This is a genomic window from Limimaricola litoreus (assembly GCF_024159025.1).
Lineage (GTDB): Bacteria > Pseudomonadota > Alphaproteobacteria > Rhodobacterales > Rhodobacteraceae > Limimaricola > Limimaricola litoreus.
This window is the reverse complement of record NZ_JAMYXC010000324.1, coordinates 1-13,047: the sequence shown is the minus strand read 5'-3', so window position 1 is coordinate 13,047 and position 13,047 is coordinate 1. Positions and strand designations below refer to the sequence as shown.

Below are 13,047 nucleotides of genomic sequence, written 5' to 3'. Positions count from 1 at the left end.
CCCACCGAGAATGGGTTCCCGCCAATCGCCACGCCCCCGCCGGCCACGATCATGCCAGCCACCAAGAGCGCCGCGCGCAGCGGCCGGCCAAGGCTCCAGCCCTCGGCCACCTCGACCATCGGCGCCTCTGGCGGGGCGGCGGGCTCGGGCAGCACCGGGCGCACGAAGATCCCCTTGGCGGTGACCGACACCTGCGCGTGATGCGTCCGCTTGCGGAACCGCGCGGCCCAGGCTTCGGGGAACTGCTCCTGCGGCATGTCGATCACCAGCGGCGCGCCGGGTTGCCAGCGTGCCAGGGCGCCCCGCGGCAGCACGAAGCAGCCGAAATCCTCGCTGTGGCCCACATTCTCGACCACGACCGGGATCTCCGCGCCCTGCAGGGCGCCGGGCTCCAGCGTCAGACGCACCCGCGCCCCCTGCCCATGCAGCTGCGCCACCACGAGGCTGCATTCGCGGCGATCCGGGTCGTTCGCGGCCTCGAAGCCTTCGGGGAAAAGCCGCGGTTCGGGCTCGGGCTGCGACTGGCGCCGCGCGCTGCGGCGTTCGGCCACCTGCGGCAGGTCGCTCTCGGGCTCGTCGGCCAGCGGCTTGGCGCGCGGCCCGACCACGGCCTCGGGGTCGAGCCCCTCCTCGCAGGCGAAGCGGTAGTTGATGGCGTAATCCTGCGCGCTCTCGCTCAGCCCCTCGGTCGAGGCGGCGAGCGCGAGGAGCTGCTGTTCCTCGGAAAATCGCACGCGGCGGGTGGCAAAGCCCTCGACGGGCGGCACCACGGCCAGCGTCTCGGCCGCGTCGCCCAGCCCCTCGCGCAGCGTCTCAAGCACCCGGCCCGCCTCGTCGCGGTGATGCACCAAAAGCTCGCAGCGCCCGGCCCCGTCGAGCCGGACCATCAGCTGCATGGCTTCGGGCCAGTCGCGCATGACGCCGCGCAGGCTGTCCTCTTCGAGGAAATAGGCGAGTGTCTCGACGCTGCTCATTTCAAACACCAATCCGGCAAACTTGGGAACTATCCTTGTTTATGCTTGAAATGGTGTCAATTATCCTTATCCGATTTAGGCGGAAACGCGCGATGCTGTGTCGCGAACGCAAGGTTTCGGAGAGCTGCGATGACCCTAATCCTCGGACTTGTCATGGTTTTCGGGCTGGTCTTCGGTGGATTCATGCTGTCGGGCGGCAACATGGACATCGTGCTCTACGCCCTGCCCTACGAGGGCATGATGATCGGCGGCGCGGCGCTGGGCGCCTTCGTCATCGCCAACTCCATGACCGTCATCAAGAGCGCGATGAAGGGCATCGGCAAGGTGATGAAGGGGCCGAAATGGAAGGCCTCCGACTACGAGGCGCTGCTCAACCTGATGTACGAGCTGAGCCGGCTCTACAAACAAAAGGGCATCCTCGCGCTCGACGAGCATATCGAGACCCCCAAGGACAGCCCGATCTTCCAGCGCTATCCAACGATCCTCAAGGATCACTTCGCCACCGAGCTGATCACCGACAGCTTCCGCATGCTGGCGATGCAGTTCGACGACAAGTACCAGACCGAGGACGTGATCAACCGCAAGATCAAGAAACACCATCACGAGGCGCTCGGCGCCGCGGGCGCGATCCAGACCATGGCCGACGGACTGCCCGCGATCGGCATCGTCGCGGCCGTGCTCGGCGTGATCAAGACCATGTCCTCGATCGACCAGCCGCCAGAGGTGCTGGGCAAGATGATCGGCGGCGCGCTGGTGGGCACCTTCCTCGGCGTGTTTCTTGCCTATTGCATGGTCCAGCCGATCTCGGGGCGGCTCAAGCAGATCGAGGACGAGGACGGCGCCTTTTACATGATCATCCGTGACATCTTCGTCGCCATGGTCGCCAATCACCCGCCGAACATCTGCGTCGAGATCGGCCGCGGCAACATCCCGACCTCCAAGCAGCCCGACTTCTACCGCGTCGAGGCCGCGCAGAAGGAGCTTCCGGCGGCATGATCCGGGTCATCCTCCTTGCCCTGACGCTGGCCTCCTCCGTCCATGCGGCGGAAAAGGCCGCGCCTGCGAAAGAGGAGGCCCCTGCCGAGGTGCCCGGCGTGGCCCCCGCCCCCTATCCCCTGCTGCCTCCCGAACAGGTCAACGCCTTTCCGCCCGAGATCATGGAGCGGATGCGCGCGGCGCTCGTAGCGCTGGAGCAGGCCCGCGATGGCCAGTAGGCGCGACCGCGCGCTGGGGCTGATCGAGCGGCTGCACCGGGTCGAGGTGGAGGCGCGCGCGGTCGAGCTCGGCAGCCTGCGCGACCGCATGGCCGATCTGGAGCGGCAAAGCGCCGAGACGGCCCAGGCGCTGGCCCGCGACGGGCGCATCACCAGCATCGAGACCGCGCCCTATGTCGGCGAATACATTCGCGACGCGCGCGCCCAGATCGGCGCGCTCGACCGCGCGCGCCAAGAGCTGGAGCCGCAGGCCGAGGCTTTGGAGGAGGCGATGCGCGAGGGGTTTCGCGAGATGAAGACCGTCTCGACCGTCGCTGCGCGCGCCCGGCTGCGCGCGGCGAAGGACCGCGCCGCCCGCGAGGCCGCCGAGACCGACGAGATGGTGCTGCTGCGCTGGGGCCGCGACCGCTGACCTCGCGCGCGGGCTGTTGAGCCCGGCGGGCCGCGTGTCTATATGCCCATCGCGCCACCCGCCCGTGGCCCGACACGCGAGGGAGCTTTGATGACGCTGCGAACGCCCTACTACCTCATCGACAAGCAGGCGCTGCTGCCCAATCTCGAAAAGATCGCGAAGTTGCGCGAGCTGTCGGGGGCCAAGTCCCTGTTGGCGCTCAAATGCTTCGCCTCGTGGTCAGTCTTCGACCTGATGAGCCAGTACATGGACGGCACCACCTCCTCCTCGCCCTTCGAGGTGAAGCTGGGGCGCAAGCATTTCCCCGGCGAGACCCACGCCTATTCGGTGGCCTGGGACGAGGCGGACATTCCGGAGGTGCTCGCCAACTCCGACAAGATCATCTTCAACACCCTCGGCCAGCTCGAGCGCTTTGGCGAGGCGGCGAAGGATCATGTGCGCGGCTTGCGGGTGAACCCCGGCATCAGCTCCTCGTCCTTCGATATCGCCGATCCCGCCCGCCCCTTCTCGCGGCTGGGCGAGCACGACCCCGCGCGGATCGAGACGGTCTGCGACCGGGTCACGGGCTTCATGTTCCACAACAATTGCGAGAACGCGGATTTCGACCGCTTCGACGCGATGCTGGGCCAGATCGAGGACCGCTTCGGTCATCTCATCAGCCGCATGGAGTGGATCAGCCTCGGCGGCGGCATCCATTTCACCGGCGAGGGCTACCCGCTGGAGAAGCTGGCCGAACGGCTCAAGCGGTTCTCCGATGATTACGGCGTGCAGGTTTACCTGGAGCCGGGCGAGGCGGCGATCACGAATTCCACGACGCTGGAGCTGACCGTGCTCGACACGCTAGACAACGGCAAGAACCTCGCCATCGTCGACAGCTCGATCGAGGCGCATATGCTCGACCTGCTGATCTACCGCGAGAGCGCCAAGGTCGCGCCCAACACCGGCGATCACGAGTGGATGGTCTGCGGCAACTCCTGCCTCGCGGGCGATATCTTCGGCGAATTCCGCTTCGAAGAGCCCTTGAAGCCCGGCGACCGGGTGTCGATCCGCGATGCCGCGGGCTACACGATGGTCAAGAAGAACTGGTTCAACGGCGTGCGCATGCCCGCCATCGCGCTGCGCGAACTCGACGGCACGGTTAGGACCGTGCGCGAATTCGGGTATGGTGACTTCGAAGCCGCCCTGTCCTGAGGCGCGGCAACACACGAAAGGAGGCTCGAGGGTCTTGAAGAAGAACGTCCTCATCATCGGCGCCGGTGGCGTCGCCCAGGTCGTGGCGCATAAATGCGCCCAGAACGCCGACCTGCTCGGAGACATCCACATCGCCTCGCGCACGAAGGCGAAATGCGAGGCGATCCTCGCATCGGTCCGTGACAAGGGGGCCCACAAGACCGACGGCGCCCTGACCGCTCATGCGGTCGATGCGACCGACAGCAAGGCGGTGGCCGCGCTGATCGAGCAGACCGGCACGCAGATCGTCATCAACGTGGCGTCGGCCTTCGTGAATATGCATGTGCTCGAGGCCTGCATCGAGACGGGCGTCGCCTATATCGACACGGCGATCCACGAAGAGCCCGACAAGATCTGCGAGACGCCGCCGTGGTACGGCAACTACGAGTGGAAGCGCCGCGACCGCTGCGCCGAAAAGGGCGTCACCGCGATCCTCGGCGCGGGCTTTGATCCGGGCGTGGTCAACGCCTATGCGCGCTTTGCCATCGACGAATACATGGACGAGGTCAAATCCATCGACATCGTCGACATCAACGCGGGCTCCCACGGCAAGTACTTTGCCACGAACTTCGACCCGGAGATCAATTTCCGCGAGTTCACCGGCACGGTCTATGCCTGGCAGAACGGCGAATGGACCTCGAACGAGATGTTCGAGGTGGGCCGCGATTGGGATCTTCCCGTCGTCGGCACGCAGCGCGCCTACATGTCGGGCCATGACGAGGTGCACTCGCTTGCCGCGAACTACCCGCAGGCCGATGTGCGCTTCTGGATGGGCTTCGGCGAGCATTACATCAACGTCTTCACCGTGCTGAAGAACATCGGCCTTCTGTCCGAGCAGCCGGTGACGCTGGCCGAGGGCCAGGAGGTCGTGCCGCTCAAGGTGGTCAAGGCCTGCCTGCCTGATCCGTCGAGCCTGGCGCCCGACTACACCGGCAAGACCTGCATCGGCGATCTGGTCAAGGGCACCAAGGGCGGCGAGGAGGTCGAGGTCTTCGTCTACAACGTGGCCGACCACAAGGAAGCCTACGAAGAAGTGGGCAGCCAGGGCATTTCCTATACCGCGGGCGTGCCGCCCGTCGCCGCGGCGATGCTGATCGCCACCGGCGAATGGGATGCGAAGGAAATGCGCAACGTCGAGGAGATGGACCCCAAGCCCTTCCTCAAGGTGCTGGGCCAGATCGGGCTCGGGACCTGGGTGCGCAGGAACGGCACCGACGAGAAGCTCTACTGAGAGGGCGCGGGCGGCCTAGCGCCGCCCGCCCGCCAGCTGCGCCGCCTCCGGCAGGCGGCGCAGCACCAGCATCGCGCCCGCGCCGATCATCGGCCCCGGCACGAGCACCAGAAAGGCCCAGCGCCAGCCCCCCATCGCCCCCGCCACCCATGGCATGATCTGGATCGCCACGACGGTGAGCGCAAAGCCGATGCCGAGCTGCAGCGTCACGGATGTGCCGACGAGATGCGGACGGGCAAGCTCGGTCACGGCGGCAGAGAACTGCGCGCTGTCGGCGACCACGGTGATCCCCCAGATGAGCGCGACCAGCGCCAGGAGCCAGCCCGGCCCGTCGAAGGCAAAGCCGATCATGAGCGCCGAGACCCCCGACAGCCCCATCATCCAGGCGGTGGTCGCGCAGCGCCCGATCCGGTCCGACAAGGCCCCCGCCAGCACGCAGCCCAGCGCGCCCGAGGCCACCACCGCGAAGGTGAGCATCGAGGCGGATCCCATTGGAAATGGGGTGATTTCCGACTGCGCCGCCGTGGCGAAGGCGAGGAACCACGCCCACATGGCGTAAAGCTCCCACATGTGGCCGAAGTAGCCGAGATTGGCGAGCATCACGCCCCGGTCGCGCAGCACGGCAAGGCTCTGGCGCGGATCGAATGTGGCGCGGCCGAAGCCGTGCGGGCCCTCGCGCAGCCCCAGCCCGAACAGTGCGGCGGCCAGCGCCGTGGCCGCCGTGGTGCCGATCACCACCGCGCGCCAGTCGAGCCCCTCGGTCAGCGCGCGCAGCAGATGCGGCATCGACGAGCCGAGCGTCAGCGCCCCGATCAGGAACCCGAGCGCCAGCCCGCGCCCGCGCGTGAACCATGTCGCCATCAGCTTGATCGCGGGCGGGTAGACGCCCGCCAGCGCCGCCCCCGTCGCCAGCCGCGCCACGATTGCCGCGCCCGCCCCCGGCTCCAGAAGCAGCACGGCATTGGCCGCCGCCGCGATGAGCGCCGAGACGGCCATCAGCCGCGGCAGGGCCAGGATGTCGGGCAGGTTGACGAGGCTCGCCGCCACCGCGCCAATGACGAAGCCGATCTGCACCGCGTTGGTCAGCCAGGCCTGCGCCCCCGCCCCGAGGCCCCAGTCGCGCACGAGGTCGGGCAGGATCGCCGTGGCCGAGAACCAGCTCGTCATCGCGCAGACCACGCCCGCGCAGATCAGCGCCAGCGCGCGCCAGCGGCCGGGGGCCAGGGTCTCGATCATGGGGGTCTCTCCTTGCAGACGCTCCGACCTAGACCGGGGCCAGCCGCCTGTCGAGATACGCGAAACTTGGGGCAATCGGCGCAACGGAACGAAAAGCTGCATTTCGTTCCGTACCCCCATGGATGGACCCGGCTGGCCGGTTACGGCATTCGGGGCTCGACCTCGTACTGAAGGAGCCCCCATGCCCAAGATGATCCATTCCATGATCCGCATGCGCGACGAAGCCCGTTCGCTCGCCTTCTACGAGCTGTTCGGGCTTGAGATCGCCGATCGGCTCGATTTCGAAAGCTTCTCGCTGATCTACCTGAGCAATGCCGAAAGCGGCTTCGAGCTGGAGCTGACGGTGAACAAGGGCGATGCGAGCTACGATCTGGGCAATGGCTACGGCCATCTCGCCTTTCTCGAAGACGATCTGGAGGGGCTGCACCAGCGGCTGGCCGAGGCCGGCCACGCGCCGCGCGAGATCAAGGATTTCGCCCCCGATGGGGAGACCATCGCCCGGTTCTTCTTCGTGGCCGATCCGGATGGCTACGAGATCGAGGTTCTGGCGCGCAAGGGCCGCTTCGCCAATCAGTGATCCCGGATCGGGGCGGCCCGCGCCGCCCCGGCCCTGACGCAAGGTCACGAAGCGCAAACGCACCGCACCACTAGACGACCGGTCTAGTCGGCCCCATCTGGCCAGCATGACCGATACGCGACAGCACATCCTCGCCACCGGACGCACCCTCGTGGCGCGGCGCGGCTATACCGGCGTCGGGCTCACCGAGCTTCTGACGCAGGCCGGCGTGCCCAAGGGCAGCTTCTACCATTTCTTCAAATCCAAGGAGGCCTTCGGCTGTGCCCTGCTCGACAGCTTCGTCGAGGGCTATGCCGAGGATCTGGCCGCCACGCTCGACGCGCCGGATACCAACGCCCGCGCGCGGCTCATGGCCTATTTCGACATCTGGCGCGCGCGCCAGTCGGGCGAGGCTTACGAGGCGCATTGCCTCGTGGTGAAGCTTTCGGCCGAGGTGGCCGAGCTGTCGCCCGCCATGCGCGATGTGCTGGCGCGCGGCGTCTGCGCCATAACCGCGCGGCTTGCCTCGGTGATCCGCGAAGGCGGCGCCGACGGCTCCCTGCCCGCGCATGACGACGCGTCGGCGCTTGCCACCACGCTCTACCAGATCTGGCTTGGTGCCAGCCTGATGGGCGCGCTTTCGCGCGACACCGCCCCCTATGACAGCGCCATGGCCGCCACGGCCGCGCTCATCGACCACAAAGGACCGACCACATGACCCAATCCCCCGACACCAACCGCCGCTGGATCCTCGCCGAGCGCCCCAAGGGCGAGCCCGACGAGAACACCCTGCGGCTCGAGACCGCGCCGGTGCCCGAGCCCAAGGAGGGCGAGGTGCTGCTGGCGACCGAGTTCCTCTCGCTCGATCCTTACATGCGCGGCCGGATGAGCGATGCGCCCTCCTACGCCGCCCCTGTCGAGATCGGCGATCCGATGGTCGGCGGCACGGTGGCGCGTGTGGTGAGGTCCAACAACCCGAACTTCGCCGAGGGTGACCGGGTCGTGAGCTTCTCGGGCTGGCAGGACTATGCCGTCTCGGATGGCACCGGCCTCAACAAGCTGCCCGCGAACATGCCCAACCCCTCATGGGCGCTGGGCGTGCTGGGCATGCCGGGCTTCACCGCTTGGGCGGGCCTGCGCGAGATCGGCAAGCCGAAGGCGGGCGAGACGCTGGTCGTCGGCGGCGCCACCGGGCCTGTGGGCGCCACCGTGGGCCAGATCGCCAAGATCCAGGGCCTGCGCGCCGTGGGCATCGCGGGCGGCCCTGAGAAATGCCGCCACGCGGTCGAGACCTTGGGCTTCGACGCCTGCGTCGATTACAAATCCGACAGCTTTGCCGAGGATCTGGCGCGCGAGACGCCGGACGGCATCGACGTCTATTGGGAAAACGTCGGCGGCGCCGTGTTCGACGCGGTTCTGCCGCAGCTCAACACCGGCGCGCGCATCCCGCTGTGCGGGCTGATCTCGCAATACAACGCCACCTCCCTGCCCGAGGGGCCGGACCGCATGAACTGGCTCATGGGGCAGATGCTGCGCAAGCGGATCACCATGCGCGGCTTCATCATCTTCGACGATTTCGGCCATCTCTACCCCGAGTTCGCCGCCGAGATGGGCGGCTGGGTCTCGGAAGGGAAGATCACCTACCGCGAAGAGATGATCGAGGGTCTGGAACAGGCGCCCGCCGCCTTTGTTGGCCTGCTGCGCGGCGAGGCCTTCGGCAAGCGCGTGATCCGCGTCGCCTGAACGGCACCGCCCACGGAATTCAAAGGAAAGACCACATGACCAAGATCCTGATGATCCTCACCTCGCACGACCGCCTTGGCGACACCGGCGAGAAGACCGGCTTCTGGCTGGAAGAATTCGCCGCCCCCTACTACGTCTTCAAGGACGCGGGCGCCGAGGTGACGCTGGCCTCGCCGCAGGGCGGCCAGCCGCCGCTCGACCCCAAGAGCGACGAGGAGGACTTCCAGACCGACGCCACCCGCCGCTTCAAGGAAGACAAGGAGGCGCAGGAACAGCTGGCCTCGACCGAGCGGCTCGACGAGATCTATCCGACGCAATACGACGCCGTGTTCTACCCCGGCGGCCACGGCCCGATGTGGGATCTGGCCGAGAACGCCGACAGCCGCCGCATCATCGAGACCTTCGTGAACGAAGGCCGCCCGCTGGGCGCCGTCTGCCACGCGCCGGCCGTGTTCCGCCACACCCAGACCGAAGACGGCAAGCCGCTGGTCGAAGGCCGCCGCGTCACCGGCTTCACCAATGGTGAGGAAGAGGGCGTCGGCCTCACCGATGTCGTGCCCTTCCTGCTCGAGGACATGCTCAAGGAAAAGGGCGCCGAGTACCAGAAGGGCGAGGATTGGGGCGTCTTCGTGGTGACCGACGGCAAGCTCGTCACCGGCCAGAACCCGGCGTCGTCGGAAGAGGCGGCGAAGAAGCTCTTGGATCTGGTCGAGGCCTGATCCGGCAAGACCGCTTCAAAGCCCCGAGGAACATCGCCCGTCCGCTTCTCGCGGGCGGGCGTTTTCGTGCAAGTTGGACGCGTCCGGGCGGCGGCGCCTCATTTCAGGGCAGGTCCGGCCCCGGGCGGCTCTCGGCGCGCCTGTCCGCTTGCCATGCGCGCCCCAAAGCCTAGAAGGGCCACGACACCAGCCGGAGCCGTTCTGATGACCCCCCGTTTCAGCCGCAGCACCCTGCCGCTCGCCGCCCTGCTTCTCGCCGCCGCCCTGCCGGTCGCGGCGCAGGAGGCCGATACGCTCTATTTCTCGGCCATCCCCGACGACGACGAGACCCGGCTGCAGGAGCGGTTCGGCAAGGTCGCGGCCTATCTCGAAGAGGCTTTGGGCGTGCCGGTGGCCTATGTGCCGGTCAAGGATTACGCCGCCTCGGTGACGGCGTTCCGCAACGACCAGATCCAGCTCGCGTGGTTCGGCGGCCTGTCGGGCGTGCAGGCGCGCCGCATGGTGCCGGGCAGCCGGGCCATCGCGCAGGGCGCCGAGGACGAAAGCTTCGTCACCTATTTCATCGCCCATGCCGACACCGGCCTGACCGAGCCCGAGGACGGCAGCTTTCCGCAAGGCCTCGAAGGCCGCAGCTTCACCTTCGGCGCGCAGGGCTCCACCTCGGGCCGGCTGATGCCCGAGTATCACCTGCGCGAGATCACCGGCGAAGCGCCGCGCGCGTTCTTCTCCGACGTGGGCTTTTCGGGCGATCACGGCCAGACGCTGCGCCTCGTGGCCTCGGGCGCCTACGAGATCGGCGCGCTGAACTACAGCGTCTACGAGCAGGCGCTGACCGAAGAGGCACCCGAGACCGAGACCGCCAGCGTGATCTGGCGCACCCCGCCCTACCCCGATTACAACTGGACCATTCGCGGCGATGTCGATGCGCGCTGGGGCGAGGGCTTTGCCGACAAGGTGCAGGCGGCGCTGATCGGGCTCGAGGACGAGGAAATCCTCGCAAGCTTTCCCCGCTCGGCCTTCATCGAGGCCGATGATGCGCTCTACGCCCCGATCAAGCAGACGGCGCAAGAGCTTGACCTGATCGACTGATGACGCGCCCGCCGCTTTTGCGCCTCGAGGGCGAGACGCTCGCCTGGGACGGGGCGGCGGTGCTGAGCGGTGTCTCGCTGTCGCTGGCGCGCGGTGAGAGGCTGGTGCTGCTGGGGCGCTCGGGCTCGGGCAAGAGCACGCTCTTGAACGCGATCCGGCTCGGGCTCGAGGCGCAGCACCCCGCGCCGCGCCTCGCGCTGGTGCCGCAGGATCCGGGGCTGGTGCCGCAACTGTCGGTGTTTCACAACGTCTGGATGGGGCGGCTCGACGATCACTCCGCCCTACACGGGCTGCGCGTCCTGCTGCATCCGCCCGCCGCCGCCCGGGCGCAGGCCGACGGCCCCATCGCCCGCGTCGGGCTGAACGGCTTCGCGCGGCGGCGGGTCGGCTCGCTTTCGGGCGGGCAGAAGCAGCGCACGGCGCTGGCGCGGGCGCTGTTGCGCGGCGGCGATGCGCTGATCGCCGACGAGCCGGTCTCGGCGGTCGATCCGCGGCAATCGGGCGATCTTCTGGAGGCGCTGCGCGACCGGTTCGAGACCATGGTCCTGGCGCTGCACGACCCGGCCCGCGCGCTGGCCATCGGCACCCGGATCATCGGGCTGGGTGCCGGGCGCATCCTTTTCGACCGACCGGCGCGGGAGCTGTCCCTGCAAGAGATCCATGCGCTTTACGAGGCCTGAGATGCCCGCGCCCCGCCGCTGGGGGGCCTGGCGCGTGCTGGCGGGCTTCGGCCTTGCGACCGTCGGGGCGCTGGCGCTGGCGGATCTCGATCTCACCCGTCCCGACCCGTGGCTGACGCTGCGCGGCATCGGCGCGGGACTGCTCTCGCCCGATTTCGGAGATCCCGCCGGGCTGGCCTATGCGGCGGCGCTGACGGTGGCCTTTGCCGTCTGCGGCGTCTTCGCGGGCGCACTGGCGGGCTTCGTTCTGAGCTTTGGCTACGGCCTGCGTGCCATCCGGGGCCTGTGTATCTGTGTGCGGTCGGTGCATGAGCTGTTCTGGGCGCTGCTGCTTCTGGGCGTCACCGGGCTGGGGCCGCTGACCGGCGTTCTGGCCATCACCCTGCCCTATGCAGGCATCTTCGCCAAGGTCTTTGCCGAATACCTCGCCGAGGCCGATCCGGCGGCCTCGCGCGCGCTGCCGCGCCGCACGCCGCCGCTCTCGCGTCTGCTGTGGAGCCGCCTGCCGCTGGCCCTGCCCGAACTTGGAGCCTACACGCTTTACCGGCTCGAATGCGGGCTGCGCTCCTCGGCGGTGCTTGGCTTTGTCGGGCTGCCGACGCTGGGCTATCTGCTGGAGACCGACTTTCGCCAAGCGCATTACGGGGCGGCGGCGGCCTCGCTCGCGGTCTATCTCGCGCTGATCCTGCCGATCCGCCACTGGATGCGGCTGCACCTCGCGCCCTTCTGGCTCACCGCTTCCGTCTGGGTTCTGGCGCGCCACCCCGCGCCGCCGATGGGCGATGGCGCGCTCTTGCGGTTTCTGGGCGACGCGGTGCCCGCGCCGATCCGCGCGGGCGACTGGGCCGGGCTGCTGCCCTGGCTTGGCCGGATGCTGGGCGAACAGGCCCTGCCCGGCACCATCGCCACGCTGGTGCTGTCGCAGGTGGCGCTGGCGCTGGCCGCGCTGGTGGCGGTCACGGGGTTTCCGCTCATCGTGGGGCGCGTCACTGGGCGGGCGGGCGCGCTCGCGGGCCATGCGGCGCTGGTACTGGCCCGGTCGATCCCCGATTACATGCTGGCCTTCCTGATCCTGCAGGTCACGGGGCCGTCGATGATCCCCGCCATTCTCGCGCTCGGCCTGCACAACGGCGCGATCATCGCCCATCTGATGGGGCGGCAGGGCGACGCGCTGGTCGCCCGGCTGCGGCCGGACGCGCCGCACGGGCTGCGGCTCGCCGCGTGGGAGCTGCTGCCGCGGCTGTCGGGCAATTTCTTCGCGCTGTGCCTCTATCGCTGGGAGATCATCGTGCGCGACAGCGCCATTCTCGGGCTCCTGGGCATCGCCACGCTGGGCTTTTACGTCGATGCGGCGGTGCAGGAGCTGCGGACCGACCGCGCGGTGCTGCTGCTCGTGGTCTCGGCGCTGCTAACGCTCGGGATCGATACGCTGTCTGGCCGGATCAGGGCGCGGATGCGGCTCTCCGCCCCGGGAATGCGCAAGGCCGAACCGGAAGCGGCGGAGGCGGCCTAAGGGAGGCCCGTACGGCATGAGAAAGACCCGGCGCGGGGTTTCCCGCGCCGGGCCTCGTGTCGCATTACGCGAAGGCTCAGAGCTTTTCGGTCAGCTCCGGCAGGGCTGTGAAGAGATCGGCCACGAGACCGTAATCGGCGACCTGGAAGATCGGCGCCTCCTCGTCCTTGTTGATCGCCACGATCACCTTCGAGTCCTTCATCCCGGCGAGGTGCTGGATCGCGCCCGAGATGCCGACCGCGACGTAGAGCGCAGGCGCCACGACCTTGCCGGTCTGGCCGACCTGCCAGTCGTTCGGCGCAAAGCCCGAGTCGACGGCGGCGCGCGAGGCACCCACCGCCGCGCCGAGCTTGTCGGCGAGCTTTTCGATCAACGCGAAGTTCTCCTCCGAGCCGACGCCGCGCCCGCCCGAGACGACGATGCCCGCGCTTGTCAGCTCAGGCCGGTCGC

Annotated in this window: 15 protein-coding genes; 12 read left to right on the top strand and 3 right to left on the bottom strand. The window is 68.4% G+C overall.

Features of this window, described 5'->3' with window-relative positions:
* Positions 1–974, bottom strand: a 974-nt coding sequence (locus NHG85_RS19485; protein ID WP_253335402.1) for a hypothetical protein, incomplete at its 3' end; no start/stop codon positions are given.
* Positions 975–1,103: 129 nt separating this feature from the next.
* Between NHG85_RS19485 and motA the strand changes: the two genes are divergently transcribed.
* The 5 genes from motA to NHG85_RS19460 all read left to right on the top strand — a co-directional run bounded on the left by motA (position 1,104) and on the right by NHG85_RS19460 (position 5,061).
* On the top strand, positions 1,104–1,970 hold the full coding sequence (motA, locus tag NHG85_RS19480) for a flagellar motor stator protein MotA (RefSeq protein ID WP_253335401.1): 867 nt from the start codon (positions 1,104–1,106) through the stop codon (positions 1,968–1,970).
* Complete coding sequence (locus NHG85_RS19475) at positions 1,967–2,188, top strand: hypothetical protein (RefSeq protein ID WP_253335400.1); 222 nt, start codon at positions 1,967–1,969, stop codon at positions 2,186–2,188. The genes motA and NHG85_RS19475 overlap by 4 nt, the downstream gene beginning before the upstream one ends.
* The gene (locus NHG85_RS19470; RefSeq protein WP_253335399.1) at positions 2,178–2,600 is read left to right on the top strand and encodes a hypothetical protein; all 423 of its coding nucleotides are present in this window, start codon (positions 2,178–2,180) and stop codon (positions 2,598–2,600) included. Before NHG85_RS19475 ends, NHG85_RS19470 begins: the two co-directional genes overlap by 11 nt.
* Before the next feature lie 90 nt (positions 2,601–2,690).
* Positions 2,691–3,791 (top strand): carboxynorspermidine decarboxylase, encoded by a 1,101-nt coding sequence (locus NHG85_RS19465; protein WP_253335398.1) that lies wholly within the window; start codon positions 2,691–2,693, stop codon positions 3,789–3,791.
* Between the two features lie 34 nt (positions 3,792–3,825).
* Positions 3,826–5,061: a saccharopine dehydrogenase family protein gene (locus NHG85_RS19460; RefSeq protein ID WP_253335397.1), complete on the top strand. Its 1,236-nt coding sequence runs from the start codon at positions 3,826–3,828 to the stop codon at positions 5,059–5,061.
* 15 nt (positions 5,062–5,076) lie between these two features.
* Here the strand turns inward: NHG85_RS19460 and NHG85_RS19455 are convergent, their stop codons facing one another.
* A complete protein-coding gene (locus NHG85_RS19455) occupies positions 5,077–6,297 on the bottom strand; it encodes an MFS transporter (protein ID WP_253335396.1) in 1,221 nt (406 codons plus the stop codon).
* Positions 6,298–6,478: 181 nt separating this feature from the next.
* Between NHG85_RS19455 and NHG85_RS19450 the strand changes: the two genes are divergently transcribed.
* The 7 genes from NHG85_RS19450 to NHG85_RS19420 all read left to right on the top strand — a co-directional run bounded on the left by NHG85_RS19450 (position 6,479) and on the right by NHG85_RS19420 (position 12,597).
* Complete coding sequence (locus tag NHG85_RS19450) at positions 6,479–6,874, top strand: VOC family protein (RefSeq protein WP_253335395.1); 396 nt, start codon at positions 6,479–6,481, stop codon at positions 6,872–6,874.
* A gap of 106 nt (positions 6,875–6,980) precedes the next feature.
* A complete protein-coding gene (locus NHG85_RS19445; protein ID WP_253335394.1) occupies positions 6,981–7,571 on the top strand; it encodes a TetR/AcrR family transcriptional regulator in 591 nt (196 codons plus the stop codon).
* Entirely contained in the window at positions 7,568–8,596 is a 1,029-nt protein-coding gene (gene curA / locus NHG85_RS19440) for an NADPH-dependent curcumin/dihydrocurcumin reductase (protein WP_253335393.1), read from the top strand. The genes NHG85_RS19445 and curA overlap by 4 nt, the downstream gene beginning before the upstream one ends.
* Before the next feature lie 35 nt (positions 8,597–8,631).
* The gene (locus NHG85_RS19435; protein ID WP_253335392.1) at positions 8,632–9,315 is read left to right on the top strand and encodes a type 1 glutamine amidotransferase domain-containing protein; all 684 of its coding nucleotides are present in this window, start codon (positions 8,632–8,634) and stop codon (positions 9,313–9,315) included.
* Positions 9,316–9,519: 204 nt separating this feature from the next.
* A complete protein-coding gene (locus NHG85_RS19430; protein WP_253335391.1) occupies positions 9,520–10,404 on the top strand; it encodes a putative selenate ABC transporter substrate-binding protein in 885 nt (294 codons plus the stop codon).
* Entirely contained in the window at positions 10,404–11,084 is a 681-nt protein-coding gene (locus NHG85_RS19425; RefSeq protein WP_253335390.1) for an ATP-binding cassette domain-containing protein, read from the top strand. Before NHG85_RS19430 ends, NHG85_RS19425 begins: the two co-directional genes overlap by 1 nt.
* A gap of 1 nt (position 11,085) precedes the next feature.
* Positions 11,086–12,597 (top strand): PhnE/PtxC family ABC transporter permease, encoded by a 1,512-nt coding sequence (locus tag NHG85_RS19420; RefSeq protein WP_253335389.1) that lies wholly within the window; start codon positions 11,086–11,088, stop codon positions 12,595–12,597.
* A 76-nt stretch (positions 12,598–12,673) separates the two neighbouring features.
* On the opposite strand, the gene NHG85_RS19415 is transcribed toward NHG85_RS19420, so the two are convergent.
* On the bottom strand, positions 12,674–13,047 hold a 374-nt coding region (locus NHG85_RS19415), incomplete at its 5' end, for an electron transfer flavoprotein subunit alpha/FixB family protein (RefSeq protein WP_253333050.1).